Source organism: Fodinicurvata sp. EGI_FJ10296 (genome assembly GCF_040712075.1).
Lineage (GTDB): Bacteria > Pseudomonadota > Alphaproteobacteria > DSM-16000 > Inquilinaceae > JBFCVL01.
In genome coordinates this window covers 1-24,098 of record NZ_JBFCVL010000007.1, presented here as the reverse complement: position 1 = coordinate 24,098, position 24,098 = coordinate 1, and the positions used below count along the sequence as shown (strand labels likewise).

The window sequence follows — 24,098 nt, the reverse complement described above, 5'->3', positions numbered from 1 at the left end:
CATGCCTAATAGAAAATAAATAAGCGATAAATTGTATGATAAAAATATTTCGAAATCAGGACTATTATGCGACATTATGTTAAATATTGATAAAGTTCCTGCGCTATTAAGTATTAATATATAGGAAGACCAATCATGTTCATCTCTCATGGTTGGAAAGCTCATAAAAATCTCCAGACGTTGATTAGCATATCGATATAACAAATAGAACATATACGATGTAATAGTCAATATTGGTAAATCATTAGAAGCTCTTTTTTAATGAATAGTTTTATAACTAATTCAATATTATAAAAATCGGTCCTTATGCAAAAAATTCAGTTTTCACTGTTTAGACGCGATTATATTTGACGGCCGCTCGCTGATTGAGTCTTGTCCAGGCGTTGACCGTCATATTGCCCGATGGCAAGCATCAGTATGTTAAAAAATTCGATCTGTCCGGCGGCCGCGATATGGTTTATCGATTTTCAACACCGGCGTCGAATTTCGGCTGATCTTCGACGAGATCTATTCGGATTCGACCGTGCATCCCGGTACAGTAGTTTTCGACAGGTTGGCCACGAATGGGCCGATTTTCGACACTGGTGATTGAATTTCGACATGCAGCTTAATCTGTCAAACGACCAAGGCTTTCAGGACGCGTCGATGCCGCCAGGTGCGCGTGTTGCGGGTTGGGCGGCGCTGGTGCACGGGCTGTCGCTTGCCGCACCTGTGCGGCGGCCGAGTTGTGTTTCCGAGAAGCACATTCGGGGCAGTCAACGGGAAGAGGGCGGTTGGCGGGTCTTCGACAAGCGCTATTGGCCCGGCACCGATTTCGCCGATCATCTGGTCTTCGCCCTTCGTCATGAGGGGCTCGACCTTCTCGTCCTCAAGCGGGCGTTTGAGGCGGTCTCGCCGACGGTCGTCGAGGAGATGGTCCGCGCAGCGCCGACGGGCGCGTCATCGCGCTGTATCTGGTTCCTTTACGAATGGCTGCTGGACCGTCGGTTGAACCTGCCTGATGCGCCGACCGCTTCCGCCATCGATCTGCTTGATCCCGAGTCATACTTTACAGCGGAGGGGGAGCTTTCGCGGCGGCATCGGGTTCGCAACAATCTGCTGGGAACGCCGGCCTTCTGTCCGGTCATCCGCCGGACCGAAACCCTGAACGCGTTTGTTGAGCGGAAGCTCGCGGACAAGGCCCGAGACACGATCGGGCGGACCGGCGGTCATCTGGTTTCGCGCGCCGCCAGCTTCATGCTGCTTGCCGACAGTCGCGCCAGCTTCGAGATCGAAGGGGAGCGGCCGCCACGCAACCGCATCGAGCGGTGGGGCCGGGCCATTCTTCAGGCCGGGAGCCATTCGCTTTCGGTGGACGAAATCACCCGTCTCCATCGCATTCTGATCGAGGACAGCCGCTTCGTTCAGGTTGGTATCCGGCCGGATGGTGTGTATCTGGGCGAGCGCGATCGCTTCGGCGACCCGCTGCCCGAATTCATTGGTGCGCGACCGGACGATCTCTGTTCGCTGCTTGATGGCCTCATCGCCGCGAATAACCGAATGGGAGGGGCGAGCCTTGATCCCGTCCTTCAGGCGGCGGTGACGGCCTTTGGCTTCGTCTACATTCACCCGCTTCAGGACGGGAACGGCCGTCTTCACCGCCTCCTGATCCATCACGTGCTTTCGGAGCGGAAGTTTTCGCCGCCGGGTATGGTGTTTCCCGTCTCGTCCGTCATGCTCGACCGGATCGACGACTATCGCGAGACACTGCGGGCGGACACGGGGCCGCTCATGCCGTTCATCCAATGGCGCCCGACGCCTGACCGCAATGTCGAAGTGCTCAACGACACCGCCGACTTCTACCGCTATGTCGACTTTTCGGCGGCGACCGAGTTTCTTTGTGGCTGTGTCGCCCATACCGTCGACCACGACCTCCCGCGTGAAATCGACTATCTTCGCCGCCATGACGAGGCGATGAGGCGGCTCATGGATACCGTCGAAATGCCGGATCGGCTGGCCGAAGACCTCATCATGTTCATCCGCCAGAATGGCGGTACGCTGTCAAAGCGCCGCCGCGAAGGCGTCTTCAAGACGCTTGAGGATGACGAGGTGGCCCGACTTCAAGAGGTCGTCCGAGAAGCCTTCGAGGGCTTTGAGGACAAGCCGCTGAAGGGCGCCAGCACCCGGTCCTAACTGGAATGATCGCAACCGCCGTATCTGTGGATGTGGTAGGGCTTGTGGGCGAGGCCGGGGCAGAATTCGTTGACCACATGAGCCAGTTTTTCGCTGACGGCCTTGGCGTCCTTGGTCGTGTCCTGCAGGCGGGCGCGGGCGGCTTCGACTTTCTCGCCCAGTTTGCGCAGGTCGAGGCCGACCGGCTTGTAGTTCTCGACCCGCATTTTACCGCCGACCATGACCGAGTGCACGGCGGTGCCGTCCTCGGTATGGACAAGCTGGTTCGTCGCGTCGTTCAGCGGCATCCAGTTGGGGTGGTCGAGGTCCAGGAACACGATATCGGCCTTATAGCCCTTGGCGATCCGGCCGATGATGTCCTGCATGCCCATGGTGCGGGCGCTGCCGATGGTGGCGGCGTCGAAGACCTCGTCCGTCGTCAGCCAGTCCTGCGTATCGGGGCTGCGGCTTTTCGAGACGAGCGAGGCCAGATGCGTCGCCTCGTGCATGTTCAGGTTGTCCGAGCAGTTCGCCCCGTCGGTGCCGATGCCCAGATTGACGCCGTGATTCAGCATCGAGCGGCAATCGGCTAATCCACTGCCCAGGCGCATGTTGCTGGCCGGGTTATGGGCGACCGACGCGCCGTGATCGCCCAGGCGTTTCATGTCGTCGTCGTCGAGCCAGACGCCGTGCGCGACGGTGAAATCCGGTCCGAGCAGGCCCAGTTCGTCGAGATAGGCGGTCTGGGTCTTGCCGTAGAGCCGGTGTCCGGCGATCACCTGAACCTTCGATTCCTGCACATGGCTGTGCAGGCCCAGCCCGAATTCACGCGCCAGCGCCCCGCAGTCGCGCAGGAACTGTTCCGAGCAGTGATGCGGAATGGTCGGGGCGATGGCGGGCCGGACCCAGTCGCGGTCGAAGCGCCAGTTCTTCACCGACTCGCGCATCACCGCCAGACAGGCCTCGGTCGGGCCGAGATTGAAGCGGTCGCAATAGCCGCGCAACTCTTTGGGTGTCGCCTCGATCAGGCCGGGAATGGCCTGGTAAAAGGAATACTCCGCCACCATCGGCGCCACGACCGCGCGCATGCCCGCGTCCTGATAGGCCGAGGCGCAGGCGTCCAGCCCCTCGACCGTCGGCAGCGGAAACTCCGCCGTCAGGTCATAGCAGGCCGTGCAGCCCTTCATCAGCATCTCGATCGCGCCGAGATAGGTGGACAGGTATTTGTCCTCCAGCAACCGGCCGCCGCTGGCCCAGGGGCCGGCGTTCAGCAGCAGTTCCAGCGTCCAGAGATCGCCCAACCCCTTGGCCAGCACGCCATGTCCGTGGGTATGCGCGTTGATCAGCCCCGGATGCATGAGCCGACGGTCGGCGTCGACCACTTCGGCATCGTCCGGAGCGGCCATGCCGGCCGGGCCGATTTCCGCGATCGTGTCATCGACGATCAGGATATCGGCGAACTCGGCGCTATGGCGGTGGGTGTCCAGCAGCCGGCCGCCCCGAATGATCTTTTTGGATTGGGTCATGGTTTCCTCCAGAATAAGCAACAGACGGGGCGACAGTCGGATCTATTGGGCTTCGGCCGATGCGGCCCAGGGGAAGGCGATCCGCTCGATCAGGGCGACGGCCTGGAACAGGACGATGCCCAGCACCGACAGGACGATCAGCGCCGCCCAGGCCAGCGGGACCTCGAAGAACGCGGTCGAGGTGACGATCAGATAGCCCAGACCGCGATCGGCATTGACGAATTCCGCAACGACGGCGCCGACGACCGACAGCGTGATTGCCGCTTTCAGGCCGGAGAAGATGAACGGCACGGCATAGGGCAGCCGGATGCGCATCAGTTCCTTCCACCGGCTCGCCCGGCAGGCGCGGCCCAGTTCGATCAGTTCCGCCGGTACCGATTGCAGACCGGCTGCGACCGACAGGACGAGCGGGAAGAACGCCACGAGGAAGGTGATGACGACACGCGGCATTTCGTTGGCGCCCATGATCACGACCAGGATCGGCGCCAGCGCGACCTTGGGGATCGACTGGGTCAGAACCAGGAACGGATAGATCGTGTTGGCCATGATCGGCGAAGACGTGATCGCCACCGCCAGCGGCAGGCTGACAATGATCGATGCGATAAATCCGAACAGGATCGTCCGCGAGGTGGCGATCGTATGTCCGAATATGACCCCGTAGGAGTCGACCATTTCGGCACCGATGGCGCTGGGAGGCGGCAGGATATAGCCTGGTATGTCGAAACCGTGAACCGCCGCCTCCCAGATGATGAGCAATATGATCATCGCCAGCAAAGGCATGCCGATGTCGATCATCCAGGGCGGCATGCCCTTTGGTTTAACGATCGCGATCGCCGAAGATGAGATTGCGGATTCGTCGGGTCGATCGTTGGAACTCATCATGCGACTCCATATCAAACGTGCGCGGGCGTGGCAGATCGACATCGATTACATCCGCCACCCGGCCGGGGCGCGGCGACATCACAAGCACCTGATCGGCCAGAAAGACGGCTTCGGAGATGGAATGGGTAACGAACAGGATCGTCTTCGGCTGGTCGTTCCAGATGCGCAGAAGTTCCAGCGTCAGTTCCTCGCGCGTCAGGGCATCGAGGGCGCCGAACGGCTCGTCCATCAGCAGGATGTCGGGGTTGTGGACGAGCGCCCGGCAGATGCCGGCGCGTTGCTGCATGCCGCCGGACAGCTCGCGCGGATGCTTGCCCTTGAAGTCCGTCAGCCCGACCATGTCGATCAGCCGGTGCGCCCGGTCAACCGCCTCGGGCGTGCAGACATTCATCATCCGCGACGGAAACAGCACATTGTCCAGGATCGTCGCCCACGGCAAAAGCGTGGGCGACTGGAACACGATCCCGGTATCCGATCGCGGCTCCACCACCGGCGTCTCGTCGATCCGGATCTGGCCGCTGGTCGGCATGGTCAGCCCGGCCACGAGCCGGAGCAGGGTGGACTTTCCGCATCCGGAGGCACCGACCAGGCAGACGAACCGATCGCGGCCGATCTCCAGCGAGATGTCTTCCAACGCGACGACGGCCGTGCCGTCGCGCGAGGAAAATGTCTTCGAGACTTGCTCGATGGTGATCATCAACGGCTCACTCTTCGGGCAGGAAGGACATGTCGAAGGCCTGGCGCGGATCCCAATCCATGTCCAGTTCCTCGGCTTCGGCGACGGCTTCCCATGTCGACATCAGCCGTTCCTCGTCGAGGGTGCCGACGCCGACTTCGTCCGTGTGGTCGTTGAAGACGAAGTCCAGCGTCGCCGTCAGCGAGCCCATGCAATCGTCCATCGCCACTTCGGGAATCCGTTCGATGTGCAGTTCGCACGCCTCTTCCGGGTTCTCGTGGGCCCAGTTCCAGGCGTCGTGCACGGCGGCGGTCATCCGCTCGACCAGATCCGGGTTTTCCTCGATCATCGAGTCCGACGTGATCAGGCCGGCGGCATAGATCGCAAAACCGGTCTCCACGAAGGGCAGAACGTTGATGGTCTCACCTTCGCCCTCGGCGGCCTTGTTCTGATAATAGTGGTGCATGGAATAGAAGGGAGCGGCATCGATGTTGCCGGCGATAAGTTGCGTCGCCATGGCGCCGCCGTCCATGTTCACCCAGCGGATGGTGTCGGGGTCGGTGCCGGACATTTCAGCGATGTGCGGGAAATAGACCCGGTGACTGTTGCCCGGGGTGATGCCGATCCGGCGCCCTTCCAGATCGGAAAAGTCGGTAATGCCCGAGCTTTCCAGAACGAACAGCGAATGAGGCGAGTGGGTGTAGAGGGTCGAGATGACCGTCGCCGGGACGTCCTGGCGCGCGCGTCCGGTCAGAACCGCACCGACATCGGCAATTCCGAAATCGGCGCTGCCCGAAGCGACCTTGGTCACGGTATCGCCCGAACCGTAACCGCGGATGACGGTGACGTCGATGCCGTGATCGGCGAAGATGCCTTTTTCCCAGGCGCCGTAATAGGCGGCGTGCTCGCCCGATGCGATCCAGTCGGTCTGGAACGTGACCTCGTCCATGTCGTCGGCATGGGCGGCGCCGATCGGTGCAAGGGCGGCCGCCAGCAAGGCGAAAGCGGATGTCTTGAGTCTCATGGTAGCCTCCATCTGTCAGTAGTTGTTGAAACTGTTATTGTTTTTCATTGATGCTGCTGCCATTGGCTTTCCGGAAAACGCCCCGGAAAGCCGTGGCGGCAGTCATTCTTCGAGGACAGCGACGGCCCGTATCGGGCTGCCCGTGCCGCCACGGATTTTCAATGGAAAGCCGATGAACCGGAAGCGGCCTTTGCCGACCAGCCGGTCCAGATTGACCAGCCCCTCGATATGAGTGAACCCGAGATCGCGGCAAACCTGATGAACGCGATAGTTGTTGCGCCCGGGCCGTCCGGGGCTGATCGCTTCCACGCCGAACGCCGTGATCTTCTTTTCGCCCAGCCAGGTGGCGCTTTCTTCGGTCAGGCCGCAGAAATCGGCGTAGAAGGCCGGCGATCCGGGCGTGACCTGGGCATTGAAGACGGTGCTCAGAAGAACGATGTCGCCGGCGCCGATTTTCTCGCCGCTGGCCCGTTCGGCCTTTTCCAGTTCCGCCACGGTGATGTCGCTCTTCAGCGGCAGATGCGAGAAGTCCAGGCAGATGGCGGAGGCATAGAACAACTCCAGCGGCATCTTTTCCACGGTCATGGCATCGGGATCGGCATCGAAATGCGCCGGCGCGTCGACATGGGTCCCGGCGTGATCGCCCATGGTCAGCATCATGGACGCAGACGTGAACGTCACATCCTCGGCCTGCTTGATTTCCGAATGAGTGCCCCACGGTGCGATCGCGACCGGCGAGTGGGTCGGAAAGGTCGGCATCCGGTGGTGAATTTCACGGGAAAGGTCGATCAATTGCGGCATGGGCGCACCAGATCCCTCTTGTGGTTTCCGCATGGACAACTTAGTTTTCAAATTGTCGGGCATGCATCCGTACTCTGTCAAGGGGGTATCGGTTCTCGCCCAGTGAAAAGCAAAGTATAACGGAATCGCGCAAAGATTGCGCAGAGGCTGCCTAATGTTTCATCAGCGGGTTGTTTAGGTCATATGAAATCAGTCGAGACTGCACTGGGTGTCTTGTCCTTGTTCAAGGATGCTGATGGTCCGCTTGGCGTCATGGATGTCTCCGCACGCATGGGTTTAGGCAAAGGTCATGCCTCACGGATACTCGCGGCGCTGAGATCGGCCGGCTATCTGCGCCAGGACCCGGTCAGCCGGAAATATCGTGTGGATCTGGAAGCCTTTGCGGTCGGCGAGCGGTATATCGCGGACAACCCGATGACGCGTCAGGCGCTGCCGGTGATGCGGACCTGTTCGACCGAGACCGGCCATTCAGTGTATCTGAGCGTTCGTCACGGGGGCCGATGCCGCCACATTCTGGCGTTCGAGGGGCCGCATTTCCAGGACACGCAGTGGCGTGTCGGTATTCCGTTGGCCCTGCATGCGACCGCGTCGGGCAAGTTGCTTCTCGCCATCGCGCCGGACGACGAACGCGCGGCGCTGCTCGACGGTGCCGACCTCGAACGGTTCACGCCGGACACCATCACCGATACGGGAGCGTTGCAAATCGAACTGGACGCTATTCGTGCGCGCGGATGGTCGAGCGCCCTTGGTGAAACCGTGGTCGGACTCGCGGCCTGCGCGGTGCCGGTTTATGGCGACAGGCAGGCGGTGCTCGCGGCGCTGGGCATCGTTGCCCCCGCGGATCTTCTGCCGGACGACGAATTGCGCAAATGCATCACCATCCTGCGTGACCGCGCCACGCGGCTGTCGTTCTCGATGGGCGCGAAGGCCTATCCGTACGGCGCGTGTTGACCAACGTGTTCTTCTGGTGCTAAGTGCCCGACTCGAAACTCGGTCAGGTGTAACAATAACTTGCGAGGCGGCGGGTGGTGAGGCGGATGTGGGAGATGTCGATCCACGCCTCCGCCGAGGCGACTGATTTCTCCCAGTCCTTTGTCAATCTGCGGCACCGGCCGTGCCAGGCGAAGTTGCGCTCGACGACCCATCGGCGGGGCAGCACCTCGCCCATCTTCGTCGTTACGCCGGATTGTCCGCCGCTATCCGCCTCGGATTTGCTGATCCACATGTGCAGCGCGTTCGTCGAACAACCGATCTTTGAGGAAACCGACCGAATTGCCGCCCAACGGCTCTCGTGCTGCTCGTGATTATCAAGGACCATGCGAACAGCCCGCTCCCGGAATTCCGGCGAATATGTCTTCGCTGATTTGCTCATAATGCTCCACCCTAATCATGAGTTGGAGCCTCCGGCAATTCCGGGACGGTTCAGACGCCTGCGAAAGTGAGGCGCCGGGGATCAACCGCCCACGCGGGTCGTGCGCAGGTAGGGACGGTGCGTAGTCCAGCCCTGGGGGAAGAGGGTCCTTGCCTCGTCATCGGGGATGGAGGGCGGGATGATGACCTCGCTGCCCGGGCGCCAGTCGGCGGGTGTGGCGATGCCGTGCCTGTCTCCGGCCTGCAGCGCGTCGATAACGCGCAGAATCTCGTCAAAGTTCCGGCCGACACTCATCGGGTATGTCATCGTCAGGCGCAGCTTCTTGTCGCTGTCGATAATGAACACGGACCGCACCGCTGCTGTTTGCGATTCCGCCGGGTGGATCATTTCGTAGAGCTTTGAGATTTCGAGATCGGGGTCGGCGACGATGGGGAAGCGCAGCGTCGTATTCTGGGTATCGTTAACGTCTTCGATCCATTTGAGATGTTCACCGACCGTGTCGGTGCTCAAGCCAATCGGTTTGACGCCGCGCTTGGCGAATTCGTCGGCAAGCTGCGCGGTTCGACCCATCTCGGTGGTGCAGACGGGTGTGAAGTCCGCCGGGTGACTGAAGAAGAAAGCCCAGTCATCTCCGATCCAGTCGTGGAACGAAATCGGGCCGGTTGTGGTGTCGGCGCTGAAATCGGGAACGATGTCCCCCAGAAGCAGTGTCATGAGTATATCCTTTCCATGCGTCTGACGAAATCATAGCCGGGGCGGCTTTGCCGCATCAGTGACAAGGTCACCGAACTTGCAAATAATCGATCTTTCGAATAGATATTTCTTCCGCGTCGGAAAATATGAAGTTGATGGCGTATTCCCAAAACGTGTTGCGGTCGCTTCAACGACCTACTTTCAAGGCCCCGGATCGGATCAATGTGGATGACGTGGTTCGCGTGCGTGGAGGGCCGGACTCTTGCCGACATCGCGGCAACCACGGCGAGCGTGTGGCGCCTATAACCCCAATCGAAGAGGGCATCGTTGCACCGATGCGCAGGGCCCAATGAACATTGGAGACTGGACCGAACGGTTTGAGGGAACAAAAGCATTGCCGCGTGCGGTTCGGGACCGGCTGCTTCAAGTCGCACAGGTAAGGCGCTACGGTGAAGGCCACGAAGTCTTCGGACCGGAGAACGTGCCCGATAGCTTGCTATTCCTTTTTGAAGGCACGATTCGTGTATCCCAGACATCCGATAACGGGCGGGATATCGTCCTCTACCGGGTCGACGCCGGCGAAAGTTGCGTTCTGACCACGGCGTGCATGCTGGCCGAGGAGGCTTATAACGCAGAGGGTATCGCCGAGACCCCTATTACGGTCGTGGCGCTGCCGCGAACGGCCTTTGACAGAATCGTAGGCGAAGAGCCTGCATTTAGGTCCTTCGTCTTTGCAGCCTATTCCCGCCGTTTGATCGATCTTCTTCGTGTGGTGGACGATGTTGCATTCGGGCGCATCGACGTGCGTCTTGCCGATCGTCTGCTGGCGCTGGCCGGCGGCGACAAGGAGATTCTGGCGACACACCAGAACATTGCCAGCGAACTCGGAACTGCGCGTGAAGTGATCTCGCGTGTTCTACACGACTTCCAGAAGCGCGGGATGATCTCACAATCCCGTAAACGGATCACGCTGATCGACAAGCCGGCCCTTCGAGCGCTGGCTAATAGCGACTGAACGTTTTCCGGAACTATCTCCGCTGGGTGACAATATCACTGAAGCCGCACCTTCAAACCTGTACGTCATGGTTAGCTTCTGAATCTGGAGGACGCCATGACAACCAACGTTGGAATCATCGATCGGATTCTGCGCGCAGTTTTTGGCGCAGGATTGCTGTATATTGCCTTTCTCAGCAGCCTGCCGCTGGTCGAAACGCCGTTCGCCACGTACGGCGCAGCGTTGATTGGCATCGTGCTGCTGGCGACATCGGCCCTGAAGATGTGTCCCCTTTATTCGATCCTCGGCATCAAGACCTGCCGTACGTGCTGAGATGGAGATGATTTTCGCCTCTTTCGCCTTTTTTAGCGCCGCTTTGCTATCGATTGTCGGTCGCTGCATCGGCCATCGCCTGTGTAATGCATCCGGCTCCGGCGCATGCGAACATTCGCGGCTGTCCGTCAGCTCGCCGGCGGCTTATTCAAAATGATGAATGATGATGGACGGGTGCGTGGGCACCAAATTGGCCAATCGTCCCGAAACTGAAGGAACGGATATGACACAACACCTCGTGAATATGGACGTTCAGCCGGACGTTCAGGCCTTTTTCGATACGGCGACAAACACCATAAGCTATATCGTAAAGGACCCAAGCTCTGACGCCTGCGCCATTGTCGATAGCGTCATGGACATCGACTACGCCGCCGGCCGGATTACTTACGATCACGCCAACGAGTTGATACGTCAGATCGAGACGCAGGGCCTGAACCTGGAGTGGATCATCGAGACCCATGTCCACGCCGACCATCTATCGGCCGCGCCCTACCTCCAGCAGAAGCTCGGAGGAAAGATCGGCATCGGATCAAAAATATTGGTGGTGCAGAACACCTTCGGCAAGATCTTCAACGAGGGAACCGAGTTCCAGCGGGATGGATCACAGTTCGACCGTCTTTTCGAGGACGGTGACACCTATACGGTGGGCAACATGCAAGCGTTCGCCATGCACACGCCCGGCCACACCCCAGCATGCATGGTGCACGTCATGGGCAATGCGGCCTTCGTCGGCGACACGCTCTTCATGCCGGATGGCGGTTCCGCGCGCGCGGACTTCCCAGGCGGCGATGCAGGTGCGCTCTACGATTCGATCCAGAAGGTGATGGCGCTGCCCGCCGCAATGCGGCTCTTCATGTGCCACGATTACGCCCCCAACGGCCGCGACATCGCCTGGGAGAGCACGGTAGGCGAAGAAAAGGCCAACAATATCCATGTCGGCGGCGGAAGGTCCAAGGAGGAGTTCATCAAGTTCCGCACCGAACGCGATGCGCAACTCGCCATGCCCAAACTCATCATCCCATCGCTCCAAATCAACATGCGGGCGGGTGAGGTGCCGACCGACAGGGACGGCATCCCGATGCTGAAAGTACCGGTCAACCGCCTCTAGCCCGCATATTCACATTCCAATTCGTCTGAGTCGCGCTGCGGCGATACAAATGCTCAAATTGCCAGTAAACGGCCTCTGATTGTCTGGGAGGAGATAGATGAATCTGAAAAGGATATCGCCCAAGGTGTCCGTCAGCCCGCAAATCTCGGCCGACGACATGCCATTGCTCGAGGCCGAAGGTTTCCGCGCGATCATTTGCAATCGCCCGGATGGTGAAGTGGCGGACCAGCCAAGCTTCGCGGACATCGAAGCGGCGGCGAAGGCCCATGGCATAGAGGCCCGCTATGTCCCGGTGCAAAGTGGCGTGGTCACGGACGACGACGTGAGCGCCTTCGGTGAGGAGCTTAGGAGCCTGCCACGCCCGCTCTTGGCCTATTGCCGCACGGGCACACGGTCCGTCACGCTTTGGTCGTTCCATGAGGCCAAAAAACGGCCGATTTCGGAAATTCTCGCCGCGACCAAGGCGGCAGGTTTCGACATAAACGGTGTTGCCCGACGGATCGCGAACGGAGGAAAAACACCCGCTGATACGGGCGACGCCAAGTTCGATGTCGTGATTGTCGGCGCCGGTGCCGGGGGTATCTCGGTTGCGGCCAGCCTGCAATCCCGCAAGCCGGATCTGTCGATCGCGGTGATTGATCCGGCGGACATCCACTACTATCAGCCCGGCTGGACAATGGTCGGTAGCGGGATCTTCGAGGCGCAGCAGACCGCCAAGACGATGGGATCGCTTATCCCCAAAGGCGTGAAATGGATCAAATCCGCCGTCGCGGCATTCGAGCCCGAAAACGATGCCGTAATTCTCGATGGATGTCGCGTGGTGAAATACGACCGTCTCGTCGTTTGCCCCGGACTGAAGCTTGATTGGAAGAAGGTCCAAGGTCTCGAGGAGACCCTTGGCCGCAACGGTGTAACATCGAACTACCGCTACGATCTTGCGCCCTACACCTGGCAACTGGTGCAGGAGATGAACAAAGGCCGGGCAGTCTTCACCCAGCCCTCCATGCCTATAAAATGCGCCGGCGCACCGCAAAAGGCGATGTACTTGTCTGGTGACGCCTGGGGCCGCAAAGGCGTGCTCAACAACATCGACATACAGTTCATGAGCGCCGGCGGTGTCTTGTTCGGTGTCAAGGACTACGTCCCTGCGCTGATGAAATACGTCGAGAAATACGATGCAACTTTGAACTTCTTCCACAATCTCGTTGCGGTCGATGGCCCGGCCAAAAAGGCGACCTTCAAGGTTGCCAATCCCGACACCGATCCGGCAGAAGTCACAGTCGATTTTGACATGATGCATGTCTGCCCGCCGCAGGTAGCGCCCGACTTCATTCGGGTCTCGCCGCTCGCCGATGCGGCGGGATGGGTCGATGTCGATCAGGCTACCTTGCGCCACAAGCGTTTCGAAAACATCTGGTCACTGGGCGACGTAATGAACGCCCCCAATGCCAAGACAGCCGCTGCGGCGCGGAAGCAGGCGCCCACTGTGGCCGAAAACATCGCGGCCGACATTGCCGGTCGATCGGCCGTGGCTCAATATGACGGGTACGGGTCCTGTCCGTTGACAGTCGAGCGTGGCAAGGTGGTCCTGGCCGAATTCGGCTATGGCGGTGCGCTGAAGCCCTCGTTCCCAGCCTGGATTCTGGACGGAACAAAACCAACCCGCGCAGCGTGGTTCCTGAAGGAAAAGATGCTTCCGCCAATCTATTGGCGGGCCATGTTGAAGGGCAAGGAATGGCTGGCAAAGCCCGAACAGGTAAAGGCCACGGCAAAGTGAGAGCTTGCTGCCGTCACCGGAGGCAGCCCGCGCCGCCTATAGCTGCCAGAATTTGTTCCGCCCTCGATTGCGGCCGCGATCGCCGTAGAGCATCCTGCCGATACTCCCGGCGAGCGGTTTAAGTCCATGAGATCGTAGGTTCCGTCCAGGCTGGCAACCGGAGGGAATCACAGGCTACTGAAACCGCTCAACTCCTTTCGAGTTGGCCTTTAAAAGAAGTTCTGAATCAATACATCTAATATCATAATATGTTCGTTACCAGAGTGATGGCATAGGTCGTGTCGCCACGAAAACCTTCACCGGCCCACTCTGGCCGAACATCACGACACTGATGCCCGGGCAGCGCGGATGGCCCGTGTCAGTTGTCTTTCATCCACGCCGGCGCCAACACGGATCACGACGTCGCGCACGACAACTTCAAGATCGGATTTGCCGCATGCCGCGGCCTTGGCAGGATCAGCCCGGTAATGACAGAAGGGGGTCCGCGTCGCGCTTACCGTCGTTTCGGTTACGACGATTTCGAATTCCTCAAAGAGCCAATGCGCGAGATCCCGCAACCGCCAGCGCACCACCCCGTGTACCGCCGGAATCGGACCTTCTTCCAAACGGGCAGCCAGCGCCTGGCGCTGAAGTTTCGGGACCTTGCCCGGCGCCTTGCGATCGATGAGACCGGCAGGACCCTCGGCATTGAAACGCAGAACCCGGTCACGAACCACTTGAAGTGTGACACCGCCGGCCGTTGCCGCCGCCCGCCGTTTGCCACCATCGTAAATCAAAGCCAGCGCCAACAGACGCCGCGTCTGGTTCGTATCACTCGACGTCCGCGTGAGACTACGAAGTTCTGGCCCATCATAGTCCCCACGCAGCGGAACAGGTGCCGCCATGACAAACCTCCTGCTGTTTGTCACGATGAATCACAAACTGACCGCTATGGGAATCCGCATAGTGAGCTTCATTCAACGCGAGTTGGTATTGGAGATTGGCGTACGAAGTGCTTGTTTTTGTTCGGCTGTTCAATGGGCTATGAATGGTTGATGCGGCAGAAAGGAATAACAATATCGTCGATCGGCAATCAAGGTTCGTATATCGGGCGCTTTCCGCGCCGCTCGCGTGAATTCGGCCAAGCACCCTTGGCAGGGCAGTGGATGGTGGCGTAAGCCTTGGGCGGATATATTGATCGGGGATGGCCGCTTTTGGCGCGGAACACACACAACTTTGCGGATGGCGGCGGCGCGCCCGCCCATGGCGGGAACCTGGCCGAGGCGGCGGCGCTGGTGGCCGATCCGTCGGCGCCGTGGGTCGATCTGTCGACCGGCATCAATCCCTTCGCCTATCCGGTGCCGGAGATTTCGGAGCGTTCCTGGACCGCGTTGCCGCAGGGCGATGCGTTGGGCCGGTTGCTGGCTGCGGCGCGCGCGGCCTATGGCGTTGCGCCCGCCGCCGGCGTTGTGGCCGCACCGGGGACCCAGGCGCTGATCCAGATCCTCCCGTCCATTGTCGAGCCCGGTCGGCGCGTCGCCATTGTGATTCCGACCTATGCCGAGCATGCGGCAGCTTGGACCGATTGGGGGCACGAGGTTGTGCCGGTCGCCGACCCGGCCGACGCAGACGCGTCGGAGGCGGATGTGCTGGTCGTGGTCAACCCCAACAACCCCGATGGCCGAACCTGGGCGGGTCCCGATCTCGTCTCCGCCACCGAGGCGATGCGCCAGCGGGGCGGTCTGCTGGTCATCGACGAGGCGTTCATGGATCTGACGCCAGACCGGTCAGCGGCGGCGCTGGCCGACACGCCGGGCGTTGCGATCCTGCGCTCGTTCGGCAAATTCTATGGTTTGGCCGGGGTCCGGCTCGGGTTCCTGCTGGGGAACGCGGCTCTGGCGGCAGCGGTCGCTCGGCGCATGGGGCCGTGGGCGGTTTCCGGCCCGGCGCTGGCCGTCGGCGAAACCGCGCTTGACGACCGTCAATGGGCGGTGGCGGCGCGCGAGACGGTGGCCGGGGCACGTCGGCGCCTCGACCGGATCTTAGAGGGCGCCGGTATCGCCGTGGTTGGCGGTACCGATCTCTATCGGCTTGTCGACGTGCCGTCGGCGGCGGATTTGCATATCCGTCTGGCCCGTCACGGCTTGTGGACGCGGCGGTTCGACGATCAGCCGAACTGGCTGCGCTTTGGGCTGTGTCCGGACGGCGAGGCCGAGGAGCGGCTGCGCCGGGCGCTCGGCGATGGGGCGATGTGATGCTGATCGCCGATCCGCTGTCGATCCTGCTCGTCTCCATTGCGGCGCTGGCGCTCGACGCCTGGCTGGGCGAGCCGGATTGGCTGTGGTCGCGGGTCCGGCATCCGGTCGTCGTCATCGGCCAGGCCGTCGGCTGGCTGGAGGAGCAGTGGAACAGGGCCGGGGACTCGCCCTCGCGCCGCCGGATGATGGGCGTCCTGACCGTCGCGCTGATCGTTCTCGGCGGCGGGCTGCTGGCGGCCGGTCTGCACCGGCTGCTGGCGTTGATCCCCTTTGGCCTCGGCATCGTGGGCGAGATCGTTGTCGTGGCCATTCTGCTGGCCGGGCGCAGTCTGCACGAACATGTGGCGGCGGTGCGGCGCGCGCTGGATGGGGGAGGGCTGGCCGCCGGGCGGGCGGCAGTAGCACTGATCGTCGGCCGGTCGCCGGACACGCTGGACGAGGCCGGCGTCGGCCGGGCGGCCATCGAATCCAATGCCGAAAACTATGCAGACGGCGTCATTGCACCGCTGTTCTGGTTCCTGGTGCTGGGGCTGCCGGGCATTGTCGGGTACAAGACCGTCAACACGCTGGACAGCATGATCGGCCATCGCTCGCCCCGCTATCGCGACTTCGGCTGGGCGGCGGCGCGGCTGGACGACGTCGCGAACTGGCCGCCCGCGCGGCTGACGGCGCTGCTGTTCGTGGCAGCGGCGGCGATCGTGCCCCGGACCTCGCCGGTCCAGGCGATCCGGGCCTGCCTGCGCGACGCTGGCCGCCACACCTCGGTCAATGCCGGCTGGCCGGAAGCCGCCATGGCGGGCGCTCTCGATCTGGCGCTCGCCGGACCGCGAACCTATGGCACCGAAGCGGTCGCCGGGGCGTGGATGAACGCGGATGGCCGACGCGATGCCGGCGCGCGCGATATTGCGCGTTCGCTACGGCTGACGGTGGTCGCCAGCCTTCTCGTCTGGACCCTTCTGATCGTCGCCGGCGTCTTGATGTTCTGAGCACCCGGTCCAATTGCTGTCTGGCAGACAGGGGTGAGGATGTGACGATGGTCAAGCGACGGCTGGTTCTGACGGGGATGGCGGGACTGGCGATCACGGCCTGCACTCCATCTGTGTGGGGGCAGGACGCGTGGGGGCAGGACGCGTGGGGGCAGGACGCGTGGGGGCAGGACGCGTGGGGGCAGGACGGGGGCACCGACAGCCCCGGCACCGATGCCGCCCGTCCGAGCCGCGAACGTATCGACGCCATGCTGTCACGCGCCCCCGATCTGGGGCCGGTCCACACCATCATCGCCGCCCACAACGGCACCATTGTCGCCGAACGGCATTATGCCGGGCCGAGTCCGGACGCGCCGGCCAATATCAAATCGCTGTCAAAGACGTTGCTTTCGGCGCTGGTCGGCATCGCCATCGATCGCGGCGTCATCGCCGGACCCGACCAGCCGATCGTCGACCTGCTGGGCGACCGCGTGCCGTCGGACGCCGATCCGGCCATCCGGCGGGTGACCGTCGATCATCTGCTGTCGATGCGCGCGGGGCTGGAGCGGACATCCGGCTCGAATTATGGCCGCTGGGTGACCAGCAGCGACTGGGTGCGCTTTGCGCTGTCGCGGCCGTTCGTGGCCGAGCCGGGGACGGCGCTGCAATATTCCACCGGGACCTGGCATATCCTGTCGGAAATTCTGACCCGGCAGTCGGGTCGCACCACGCATGAACTGGCGCGCGACTGGCTGGGCGAACCGCTGGGCGTCACCATACCGCCCTGGCCGCGCGACCCACGCGGGATCTATTTCGGCGGCAACGACATGCTAATTTCACCGCGCGGGCTGCTGCGCTTTGGCGAGATGTATAGAAACGGCGGCGTCGTGGATGGCCGGCAGGTGGTCAGCCGCGACTGGATCGAAACATCCTGGCGCCCGCGCGCGGTATCGCCGTTCTCCAACCATGCCTATGGTTTTGGCTGGTTCATGACCGAACTGGGCGGCCATATCGTCTATTATGGCCGCGGTTATGGCGGGCAGCTTCTTCACGTCGTGCCCGACCTGGACCTGACCGTCGTCATCACCTCCGACCCGACCCCGCCGTCGGCGGGCGGTCAGTATGTCCGCGCCCTTCACCGGCTGGTGGAATCCGGGTTGATCGAAGCCTGAAGCCCTATCCCGTGGCGGCTCAGGAAGCCGGCAATGCGGTCGCGGACCTCGGCATGATGGCCCAGCAGCAGATGACCGCCGGTGTCGAACGCGGTCAATTCGGCGCCATCGACGCCGTCGGCGGTGAACCGGGCGGTCGAGAACGGCGTGATGCGGTCGTCACGGGCGTGGACGATCAGCGTTGGCGCCGTGATGCCCGCCCGTGGATCGGTCGCAGCCGGATCGATTGCCGCGCCCTCGTTGCGCAGCCCGTCGAACCGCTTTGTCACCGGCAGAAACAGGCGGATCATCGCGTCGAGGAAATCCTGCTCCATCGCCGTCATGTCGGCGCGCAATTCCGGCCTTGCATCGAACAGCGGCGACAGGCTGCCCGGCGCCACCCGCAGCATCGCCCAATAGGGAAAGTCGGAGCCGAACAAGGCGTTATAGAGCCAGAGCGGCACGGGCAGGTCCTGTTCTTCGGCGGTCAACGGGGCATAGGGCGCAAGCGAAAGCAGGATCAGCGCCGCTGTCCGCTCCGGGTGGCGGGTGGCGAATTGTAGAGCCGGAGGGACGCCGCCGGACATGGCGAGAATCGCCACCCGCTCGACGCCGAGCACATCCAGAAGATCGGCAAAAGCGTCGGCCTGAGCAGCCGTGGAGGGATTTTCCGGCAGGGGCGACCCCGGATAGCCGAAGCGCGACGGGGCGATCCAGGCGACGCCGTCGGGCAGAAACGCCTCGGCCAGAAGCCGGCCCTGATCGTAGCCGCCACCGGCACCGTGGATCGACAGGACCGGCGTTCCTGTCCCCGTTCCCGGCCCGGCGCCGCCGCGCACAAAACGAACCGGACCGTGGCGGGTTTCGGCGCCCTCAGCCTCGGCCGCCATACGCGCGCGAATGTCCTGCATATCCTTCAGGAACATCGCATAAGCGCCCGCCGCGCCCAGGGCGACGACCGTGGCGGCAACAGCGGCGATCAGGCGAAAGCGCATCGAATCCATCCCCGGCTGAGCCACATCGCGAAACCTCGTTGAAACTTTACACCTTGCTTTGCAGGGCAGAAAGCCGCGCGCGCAGACCGGTGGTGACCGCATCGTGGATGAATGCCGGGAAGTCAGCAGGAAGGCTGCGTTCCATATGCGCTATTGCACCATCAGTCTGCGCCCGAACGTCTTCGATCGCCTCACGCACCAGCGCTCTCGGCAAGCCCGCGCGGTCACCTGACTGGAGGAAGTGCCGGGCGTGGATCTGGTCGATGCGATAGTGGTTGTTGTCCCCGACGGACATTGCCAGCTTCATCTGCTTTGGTTCGATCTGGCGTGCGTGAAGGCTCGGCTGCGCGCTGAGGACATCATAGAAGGGTGTGAGCGAGAAGCTTCCGCCGGGGCGTAGAAAGATGCTGAAGTTCTTGGCATGGCCGTCTGTCGCGCCGATCAGCCAGAAAAGGATCTGTGCTTTCAGCACAAGCTTCTGGTCTTCCGCCGGCGTGTCGCTGCCCTTGAGCAATTGCAGGATATCGACCAATCCCGGTCCGCGATCACTTTGATATTTGCGGGACGGCGGGACTGACAACGCCTGGCAGCAATCTTCCTGCGGCAGGCGGAGAAGTCGGCCATCCCGGGTCCAGCGCCGGTCAAACCGCTCGACGACCAATGCCGTCGTCTCCCCGAATGTGCGGATCTCGGCATTGTTGACCGGCATGCCGAAGGCGGCGAGTATTCTGAGGCAGTAGTATTCGTTCTCGACGCTGTTGGAGAGGTCGATCCCGTTTGGCAACTGGCCGATCTGCGGCTTGAAGAGATGCGTCGTGGGCGTTGTTCCGTGCGGCTTGAGCCATTGGTTCCCGTGGCGGAGGAGGGCGGTTTTCTCCTGCGCGCCGGCAACCGAAATGCGGAACGAGTCGTCGCGATTCAAGCCAAGCGGGGTCTGAGCAAGGTTCCGCAGAAGCCGGTCGAGCGCCGCGTCGTCGACCGGCTCTCCTTCGATTGCGGTGCTGTCGGCTGTCTCGATTCCGTCCGCGATGAATTGCAGCGCCCCGACACAGTCGCGGCCGATCGCGGCCAGCAGGCTATAGGCGTCCGTGCCGTCGGCGCCGACCCGTTCGGATACGCGGCGGCGCAACGGTTCGGAGTCCGGCAGCAGGTTTTCGAACACGGCTGCGACCGGTTCACCGCGGTAAGCGTCCTCGCGGAGCGGCAGTGAGAGTGAGACGGGAAAGGCTTGCTCCCACGCGAGCCAGCTTTCGTCATAGCGAAAATGGATCGCGCCGCTGGGTTCCTTGTTCAGGTGGCCGACGAGCCGGTTGTTCAGATGCACGCTCAGCGGGGCGTATCGGCGCCGACGGGCCATCAGAACAGCGCCTCGATGTCGGCGGACTCGCCCCGGGTGCGGGGCGCGATCCGGAATTCCAGGTCGAGTGCCGCCAGCACGGTAAGGATGGTGTCGATGCGTGCGGCCGGATTGCCGGTTTCCATGAGCGAAATCGTTTCCTGGCGCAGGCCGGCCTTGTCGCCGAGCTGCGTCTGGCTCCACCCCCGCCGCTTGCGGGCGCGGCGGATCACGTTGCCGATCTGCTTTGGTGTGCGGCCCAATTCCGTCATGATCAAACTATGGGCTGAACCCGATAAATAGTCAATATCGTGATTAGCCCATAAAATTCAAATATGCGCTGTTGCCGATGAGAAATGCGACGGCCTCATGTATTCAGCCATTCGGCACATCCATTCCGGGGCAGGTTGCGTATAGCGTTTGGGTGCACTCGATCATTGGAGCATGCCATGCGCAAACATTTCGCTGCCCTGGTTCTGGTTTGCGGGCTCTCGCTGCCTGCTTATGCACACGCCGATGAGGTTGCCATAGCCTCGGTGATCACGGGTCAGATCGCCGCGTTTCAGGCCGACGATTTCGACGCCGCCTTCGAATTCGCCAGCCCGATGATCAAACGCCAATTCGGCACCCCGCAACGGTTCGGCCGGATGGTGCAAAGCGGCTATCCGATGGTGTATCGTCCGGCAGAGGTCACGATGCTCGACCAGCACATGACGCCGCATGGCATCGCGCAGCATGTCATGGTTCGCGACGCCGAGGGGGAATTGCATTTCTTGGGTTATCTGATGATCGAGACCGATGCCGGCTGGCAGATCAACGCTGTCTATCCATTGCCGGGCCGTGAATCCGGCGCGTGATCCGACAAAAGGGGCATCATCCATGCATTTCGCTCCGGGTGCCGAAGCGTGCCCCTTGCCATTCGACCCGTTCAAGGCGTGCACGGTGCCGCGTCCGATCGGTTGGCTTTCCACCGTATCGGGGGCGGGTCAGCACAATCTTGCCCCCTATAGCCAATGGCAGAACCTGACATACGATCCGCCGATGGTGATGCTGGCGGCCAACCAGTCGGTTCTGGGCGGGCGCAAGGACAGCGTGCGCAACATCGAGGAGACCGGCTGGTTCGTCTGGAACATGGCCACCTGGGACCTGCGCGAGGCGGTGAACATCTCGGCCATGGCGCTGCCGCATGGCGTGGATGAGTTCGAGCGCGCCGGCCTCGACACCCTGCCATCGGTTGATGCCCCTTGCCTGCGGGTGGCGCAGTCGCCTTGTCATTTCGAATGCAAATACGTCACCACCCTGCGCCTTCCCGGCAAGACCGATGTCGGCACCACCGACCTGATCGTCGGCGAGGTCGTGCGCATTCATGTGAACGATGACGCCCTGACGCCCGAGGGCAAGCTCGACGTCCTGAAAATCCGCCCCATCGCCCGGCTGGGCTATTACGACTATACGGTCATCGACAACATATTCGAGATGCGCATCCCGGAGTCCACCGAGGCCGAAGCCGCCGGGCTGGAAGGGCGGCGGCGCGGGGGCTGACTGCAGGAATGACCATGCGTGGTTACTCCGCAGCTTTCAGTGAATAGCTCGTGCTGCGGCCGCCGCCCGAATCGCGGACGAGAATGCCGCGGTCGATCAGGCCTGTGATATCGCGCAGCGCCGTGTCGGGCGAACATTTCGAGAGCTTCGCCCATTTCGACGTTGTCAGCTTGCCCTCGAAGCCGTCGAGCAACCGGTTGATCATGGCGCGCTGGCGGTCGGTGAGGGGGTGGTCCCTGATGGCCTCCCAGACCCGCGCCTTGCGCAGTACGGTGGAAAGCGTGTGCTCTGCACCGTCGATGGCGCGGTCGAGGCATGCCAGAAACCACTCGAACCACGCGGTAATGTCGAGGCCGCCCTTCTGCGTGGCTTCGAGGATGTCGTAATAGGCTTTGCGCTCCCCCCGGATTTGCGCCGACATGCTGTAGAATCGCTGCGGGCTTTGCTCGGCGCGGGCCAGCACCAGATCGGCGATGGCGCGCGCGATCCGCCCATTGCCGTCGTCGAAAGGGTGGATGGTCACGAACCAGAGATGCGCCAGCCCCGCCTTGAGCACCGGATCGAGCGGATCATTCGCGTCGAACCATTTCAGGAAAACGGACATCTCGTCATCAAGGCGGGGGGCTGCGGGCGCCTGAAAATGGATGCGTTCCCTGCCGATCGGCCCGGAAATCACCTGCATCGGGCCGGTGGCGTCAGTGCGCCACGCGCCGACAGCGATTTTGGTCATGCCGCTTCGCCCGGTGGGAAAGAGCGAGGCGTGCCACGCGAACAGCCGCTCGCGCGTCAGCGGGTCGGCGAATTTCTGGGTGGCGTCGAGCATCATCTCGACCACACCCTCGACATCGCGGTCGGCGGGTGTCAGCGGGCCGATGTCGAGACCGAGCCGCCGCGCGATCGAGGACCGGACCTGATCGCGGTCGAGGATGTCCCCCTCGATTTCGCTGGATTTGAGCACGTCTTCGGTCAGCGTGGAAAGCACCGCCTCGGCCCGCAGCGGAAACCCCAGAGCCTCCATCCGCCCGATCAGGCGGCCTTGGCGGTGGCGTACGGCAGCGAGCCGCTGGGTGATCCGCCCTTCGTTCCACCGGAATTCCGGCCAGTCGCTGAGTTCGTGTATATAGGTTGGCAATCTCCGCACTCCTTGCGGAGATTATGCCCGATATTCACCGCAAGCGGCAAGATTAATCTCCGCAAATTGTGCGGCGATTAGCGGCGCTATTCTCCGCATCAAGCGCCCGGCCATCTGCCGTCCGGTGTACAAAGGTTCTGACACTCCCAGATTCCCGGACGCTGACTCCCAATTGTCAGGGTGCGGAGTCTCAGGTGTGCGACCGGTTCATTGGGCAGCGAGGACCCGGCATCAAAGAAAGATCACCGGCACGCCATAGGCGCGCGCCACGCGCACGGCCTGACCCGTGCCGCCTGAGGCCCGGCCATCGGCCGTCCAGCAGATCAGGAATGCTGACGGGGTTTCGAGGTCGGGGCCGAGAACGATGCAGACATTGCGGGCATGGATAGCGCGAGACGCCGCGTTGCAGTTTCGCCAGCCCGGATGATGGCGGGCGGCAATCTCCATCGCGCGGCCCATGTCCGGCGGCACCGCGCCGTCGATGCAGCCGTTGAACCCGGCCCAGGGCAGATAAATCTCTTTCGCCGCACCGGCGCCGGACTCGAACGCCCGGTCGGCCCCGTCCGCGCCGCCGGAGCGCAAGACAAAGCCCTGATCGCGCAAAGACTCCGCGATCCGGCGCATGTGGTCCTGCACAGCCGACGGCGTCTTGCGCGCGCCCACGCCCGAATAAACCCGCTGCATTGAAAACCCGCCTAGATAAGGGGCGGCCCGCGCCGCTCGTGAATGAGGGTGCGGACCGCCCGATGTCACAGTCGGGGAGGTCGAAAAGCCGGACTTAAACGGCCCCATTGGCCTTTGGTGGCGAACCACTTGGACATACGCCAACGGCTCCCCGACCGCGAACACGGCAAATCATTACCATGATCCCGCGCCGACGGTCAGGATTCCAGCATCAAGTTACGGCGATGCCATCCGTTAAGCCGGGAGCTTCGACCCTCCCAGGGGCGACGGCTGCCACCCCCACCGTGCATGCTATCGAAAGGACTCTGTCGGTACAACAGGTTGTTTTTTGATTTAGAAATGCTTTTAAAAGGCGTGTTAGGAGGAGGGTAGGGCCCGCCTAGAATGCGGATTCGTGAGGGCGTGTGCAGGTAACATTGTCACCATAGACAAATGCTTGGAGGGTGCGCCAAAGATAGCTGATACGGTATAGTCGGGCGCGAAATTACCCTAGTTTGTTCGGTCCTCTCCGATCTGCGATTTCCAAATCTTGACGTTGCCTCAAATCATAGATATTTTAGGCGGTGTTATCCGGAGCATCACCGGGCAGAATAATTGCGCCGGAGTGACGCGAAGCGGACTGACCTGAGCCCCGTCTTCCCTCCAGCAATTTGGAGAGTCCCGGGTCTCTTTTCTGGCCCTATGCCGCCTGATTTTCCAGCCTGATTTTCACCGCGAAC

22 protein-coding genes and 2 pseudogenes are annotated in these 24,098 nt (G+C 61.9%); 11 read left to right on the top strand and 13 right to left on the bottom strand.

Annotation, left to right across the window (positions count from 1 at the left end; translation table 11 throughout):
* The first annotated feature begins 645 nt into the window (after positions 1–645).
* Positions 646–2,172 (top strand): Fic family protein, encoded by a 1,527-nt coding sequence (locus tag ABZ728_RS15955; RefSeq protein WP_366657231.1) that lies wholly within the window; start codon positions 646–648, stop codon positions 2,170–2,172.
* On the opposite strand, the gene ABZ728_RS15950 is transcribed toward ABZ728_RS15955, so the two are convergent.
* The 5 genes from ABZ728_RS15950 to ABZ728_RS15930 form a co-directional block, all read right to left on the bottom strand.
* The gene (locus tag ABZ728_RS15950) at positions 2,169–3,677 is read right to left on the bottom strand and encodes an amidohydrolase (protein WP_366657230.1); all 1,509 of its coding nucleotides are present in this window, start codon (positions 3,675–3,677) and stop codon (positions 2,169–2,171) included. The genes ABZ728_RS15955 and ABZ728_RS15950 overlap by 4 nt on opposite strands.
* Positions 3,678–3,719: 42 nt before the next feature.
* Entirely contained in the window at positions 3,720–4,556 is an 837-nt protein-coding gene (locus ABZ728_RS15945; protein ID WP_366657229.1) for an ABC transporter permease, read from the bottom strand.
* On the bottom strand, positions 4,495–5,256 hold the full coding sequence (locus ABZ728_RS15940; protein ID WP_366657228.1) for an ABC transporter ATP-binding protein: 762 nt from the start codon (positions 5,254–5,256) through the stop codon (positions 4,495–4,497). The genes ABZ728_RS15945 and ABZ728_RS15940 overlap by 62 nt, the downstream gene beginning before the upstream one ends.
* 7 nt (positions 5,257–5,263) lie before the next feature.
* Entirely contained in the window at positions 5,264–6,259 is a 996-nt protein-coding gene (locus ABZ728_RS15935; protein ID WP_366657227.1) for an ABC transporter substrate-binding protein, read from the bottom strand.
* 102 nt (positions 6,260–6,361) lie between these two features.
* Positions 6,362–7,060 (bottom strand): cyclase family protein, encoded by a 699-nt coding sequence (locus ABZ728_RS15930; RefSeq protein ID WP_366657226.1) that lies wholly within the window; start codon positions 7,058–7,060, stop codon positions 6,362–6,364.
* A 183-nt stretch (positions 7,061–7,243) separates the two neighbouring features.
* On the opposite strand from ABZ728_RS15930, the gene ABZ728_RS15925 reads away from it, so the two are divergent.
* Positions 7,244–8,011, top strand: coding sequence for an IclR family transcriptional regulator (locus ABZ728_RS15925; protein ID WP_366657225.1), 768 nt, complete (start codon positions 7,244–7,246; stop codon positions 8,009–8,011).
* Positions 8,012–8,054: 43 nt separating this feature from the next.
* Here ABZ728_RS15925 and ABZ728_RS15920 read toward each other — a convergent pair.
* Both ABZ728_RS15920 and ABZ728_RS15915 read right to left on the bottom strand, forming a co-directional pair.
* Positions 8,055–8,222 (bottom strand): annotated as a pseudogene (locus ABZ728_RS15920) (transposase); the annotation flags it as partial.
* Positions 8,223–8,513: 291 nt separating this feature from the next.
* Positions 8,514–9,146 (bottom strand): peroxiredoxin, encoded by a 633-nt coding sequence (locus tag ABZ728_RS15915; RefSeq protein ID WP_366657224.1) that lies wholly within the window; start codon positions 9,144–9,146, stop codon positions 8,514–8,516.
* Positions 9,147–9,474: 328 nt separating this feature from the next.
* On the opposite strand from ABZ728_RS15915, the gene ABZ728_RS15910 reads away from it, so the two are divergent.
* The 4 genes from ABZ728_RS15910 (at position 9,475) to ABZ728_RS15895 (ending at position 13,337) form a co-directional block, all read left to right on the top strand.
* A complete protein-coding gene (locus tag ABZ728_RS15910; RefSeq protein ID WP_366657223.1) occupies positions 9,475–10,140 on the top strand; it encodes a Crp/Fnr family transcriptional regulator in 666 nt (221 codons plus the stop codon).
* A 96-nt stretch (positions 10,141–10,236) separates the two neighbouring features.
* Positions 10,237–10,452 (top strand): DUF2892 domain-containing protein, encoded by a 216-nt coding sequence (locus ABZ728_RS15905; RefSeq protein WP_366657222.1) that lies wholly within the window; start codon positions 10,237–10,239, stop codon positions 10,450–10,452.
* Positions 10,453–10,675: 223 nt separating this feature from the next.
* The gene (locus ABZ728_RS15900) at positions 10,676–11,560 is read left to right on the top strand and encodes an MBL fold metallo-hydrolase (RefSeq protein ID WP_366657221.1); all 885 of its coding nucleotides are present in this window, start codon (positions 10,676–10,678) and stop codon (positions 11,558–11,560) included.
* Between the two features lie 97 nt (positions 11,561–11,657).
* Positions 11,658–13,337 carry a TIGR01244 family sulfur transferase gene (locus ABZ728_RS15895; RefSeq protein WP_366657220.1) on the top strand — a complete coding sequence of 560 codons (1,680 nt, stop codon included), beginning with the start codon at positions 11,658–11,660 and terminating at the stop codon, positions 13,335–13,337.
* Between the two features lie 320 nt (positions 13,338–13,657).
* On the opposite strand, the pseudogene ABZ728_RS15890 reads toward ABZ728_RS15895, so the two are convergent.
* Positions 13,658–14,134: pseudogene (locus ABZ728_RS15890) on the bottom strand (helix-turn-helix domain-containing protein); the annotation flags it as partial.
* Positions 14,135–14,530: 396 nt separating this feature from the next.
* Here ABZ728_RS15890 and cobD point away from each other — a divergent pair.
* From cobD to ABZ728_RS15875, 3 genes are read left to right on the top strand one after another with little or no spacing between them, the layout of a single operon-like run.
* Positions 14,531–15,571: a threonine-phosphate decarboxylase CobD gene (gene cobD / locus ABZ728_RS15885; protein ID WP_366657219.1), complete on the top strand. Its 1,041-nt coding sequence runs from the start codon at positions 14,531–14,533 to the stop codon at positions 15,569–15,571.
* Positions 15,571–16,560 (top strand): adenosylcobinamide-phosphate synthase CbiB, encoded by a 990-nt coding sequence (gene cbiB / locus ABZ728_RS15880; protein ID WP_366657218.1) that lies wholly within the window; start codon positions 15,571–15,573, stop codon positions 16,558–16,560. The genes cobD and cbiB overlap by 1 nt, the downstream gene beginning before the upstream one ends.
* A 47-nt stretch (positions 16,561–16,607) precedes the next feature.
* Complete coding sequence (locus ABZ728_RS15875; protein WP_366657217.1) at positions 16,608–17,711, top strand: serine hydrolase; 1,104 nt, start codon at positions 16,608–16,610, stop codon at positions 17,709–17,711.
* On the opposite strand, the gene ABZ728_RS15870 is transcribed toward ABZ728_RS15875, so the two are convergent.
* The 3 genes from ABZ728_RS15870 to ABZ728_RS15860 are packed head-to-tail and all read right to left on the bottom strand — an operon-like array spanning position 17,675 to position 20,293.
* Positions 17,675–18,685, bottom strand: a complete 1,011-nt coding sequence (locus ABZ728_RS15870; protein WP_366657216.1) for an alpha/beta hydrolase — start codon at positions 18,683–18,685, stop codon at positions 17,675–17,677. The two genes, ABZ728_RS15875 and ABZ728_RS15870, sit on opposite strands and share 37 nt — an antisense overlap.
* A gap of 46 nt (positions 18,686–18,731) precedes the next feature.
* Entirely contained in the window at positions 18,732–20,042 is a 1,311-nt protein-coding gene (locus ABZ728_RS15865; RefSeq protein WP_366657215.1) for a type II toxin-antitoxin system HipA family toxin, read from the bottom strand.
* Positions 20,042–20,293 (bottom strand): helix-turn-helix domain-containing protein, encoded by a 252-nt coding sequence (locus ABZ728_RS15860; RefSeq protein ID WP_366657214.1) that lies wholly within the window; start codon positions 20,291–20,293, stop codon positions 20,042–20,044. The genes ABZ728_RS15865 and ABZ728_RS15860 overlap by 1 nt, the downstream gene beginning before the upstream one ends.
* A 177-nt stretch (positions 20,294–20,470) precedes the next feature.
* On the opposite strand from ABZ728_RS15860, the gene ABZ728_RS15855 reads away from it, so the two are divergent.
* Both ABZ728_RS15855 and ABZ728_RS15850 read left to right on the top strand, forming a co-directional pair.
* A complete protein-coding gene (locus ABZ728_RS15855) occupies positions 20,471–20,878 on the top strand; it encodes a DUF4864 domain-containing protein (protein WP_366657213.1) in 408 nt (135 codons plus the stop codon).
* A 22-nt stretch (positions 20,879–20,900) separates the two neighbouring features.
* Complete coding sequence (locus tag ABZ728_RS15850; protein WP_366657212.1) at positions 20,901–21,563, top strand: flavin reductase family protein; 663 nt, start codon at positions 20,901–20,903, stop codon at positions 21,561–21,563.
* A 22-nt stretch (positions 21,564–21,585) separates the two neighbouring features.
* Here ABZ728_RS15850 and ABZ728_RS15845 read toward each other — a convergent pair whose 3' ends face one another.
* Complete coding sequence (locus ABZ728_RS15845) at positions 21,586–22,695, bottom strand: Fic family protein (protein WP_366657211.1); 1,110 nt, start codon at positions 22,693–22,695, stop codon at positions 21,586–21,588.
* A gap of 231 nt (positions 22,696–22,926) precedes the next feature.
* Positions 22,927–23,379 carry a hypothetical protein gene (locus ABZ728_RS15840; protein ID WP_366657210.1) on the bottom strand — a complete coding sequence of 151 codons (453 nt, stop codon included), beginning with the start codon at positions 23,377–23,379 and terminating at the stop codon, positions 22,927–22,929.
* Positions 23,380–24,098: the final 719 nt, after the last annotated feature.

Excerpts from the sequence above, each read along its gene's own strand:
- ABZ728_RS15910 (WP_366657223.1), top strand. The coding sequence starts at position 9,475 with ATGAACATTGGAGACTGGACCGAACGGTTTGAGGGAACAAAAGCATTG.
- ABZ728_RS15930 (WP_366657226.1), bottom strand. The coding sequence starts at position 7,060 with ATGCCGCAATTGATCGACCTTTCCCGTGAAATTCACCACCGGATGCCG.
- cbiB (WP_366657218.1), top strand. The coding sequence starts at position 15,571 with ATGCTGATCGCCGATCCGCTGTCGATCCTGCTCGTCTCCATTGCGGCG.
- ABZ728_RS15855 (WP_366657213.1), top strand. The coding sequence starts at position 20,471 with ATGCGCAAACATTTCGCTGCCCTGGTTCTGGTTTGCGGGCTCTCGCTG.
- ABZ728_RS15915 (WP_366657224.1), bottom strand. The coding sequence starts at position 9,146 with ATGACACTGCTTCTGGGGGACATCGTTCCCGATTTCAGCGCCGACACC.
- ABZ728_RS15870 (WP_366657216.1), bottom strand. The coding sequence starts at position 18,685 with ATGCGCTTTCGCCTGATCGCCGCTGTTGCCGCCACGGTCGTCGCCCTG.
- ABZ728_RS15840 (WP_366657210.1), bottom strand. The coding sequence starts at position 23,379 with ATGCAGCGGGTTTATTCGGGCGTGGGCGCGCGCAAGACGCCGTCGGCT.
- ABZ728_RS15905 (WP_366657222.1), top strand. The coding sequence starts at position 10,237 with ATGACAACCAACGTTGGAATCATCGATCGGATTCTGCGCGCAGTTTTT.
- ABZ728_RS15850 (WP_366657212.1), top strand. The coding sequence starts at position 20,901 with ATGCATTTCGCTCCGGGTGCCGAAGCGTGCCCCTTGCCATTCGACCCG.
- ABZ728_RS15950 (WP_366657230.1), bottom strand. The coding sequence starts at position 3,677 with ATGACCCAATCCAAAAAGATCATTCGGGGCGGCCGGCTGCTGGACACC.
- ABZ728_RS15955 (WP_366657231.1), top strand. The coding sequence starts at position 646 with ATGCCGCCAGGTGCGCGTGTTGCGGGTTGGGCGGCGCTGGTGCACGGG.
- ABZ728_RS15940 (WP_366657228.1), bottom strand. The coding sequence starts at position 5,256 with ATGATCACCATCGAGCAAGTCTCGAAGACATTTTCCTCGCGCGACGGC.
- ABZ728_RS15895 (WP_366657220.1), top strand. The coding sequence starts at position 11,658 with ATGAATCTGAAAAGGATATCGCCCAAGGTGTCCGTCAGCCCGCAAATC.
- ABZ728_RS15945 (WP_366657229.1), bottom strand. The coding sequence starts at position 4,556 with ATGAGTTCCAACGATCGACCCGACGAATCCGCAATCTCATCTTCGGCG.
- ABZ728_RS15900 (WP_366657221.1), top strand. The coding sequence starts at position 10,676 with ATGACACAACACCTCGTGAATATGGACGTTCAGCCGGACGTTCAGGCC.
- ABZ728_RS15935 (WP_366657227.1), bottom strand. The coding sequence starts at position 6,259 with ATGAGACTCAAGACATCCGCTTTCGCCTTGCTGGCGGCCGCCCTTGCA.
- ABZ728_RS15875 (WP_366657217.1), top strand. The coding sequence starts at position 16,608 with ATGGTCAAGCGACGGCTGGTTCTGACGGGGATGGCGGGACTGGCGATC.
- ABZ728_RS15860 (WP_366657214.1), bottom strand. The coding sequence starts at position 20,293 with ATGACGGAATTGGGCCGCACACCAAAGCAGATCGGCAACGTGATCCGC.
- ABZ728_RS15925 (WP_366657225.1), top strand. The coding sequence starts at position 7,244 with ATGAAATCAGTCGAGACTGCACTGGGTGTCTTGTCCTTGTTCAAGGAT.
- ABZ728_RS15865 (WP_366657215.1), bottom strand. The coding sequence starts at position 20,042 with ATGGCCCGTCGGCGCCGATACGCCCCGCTGAGCGTGCATCTGAACAAC.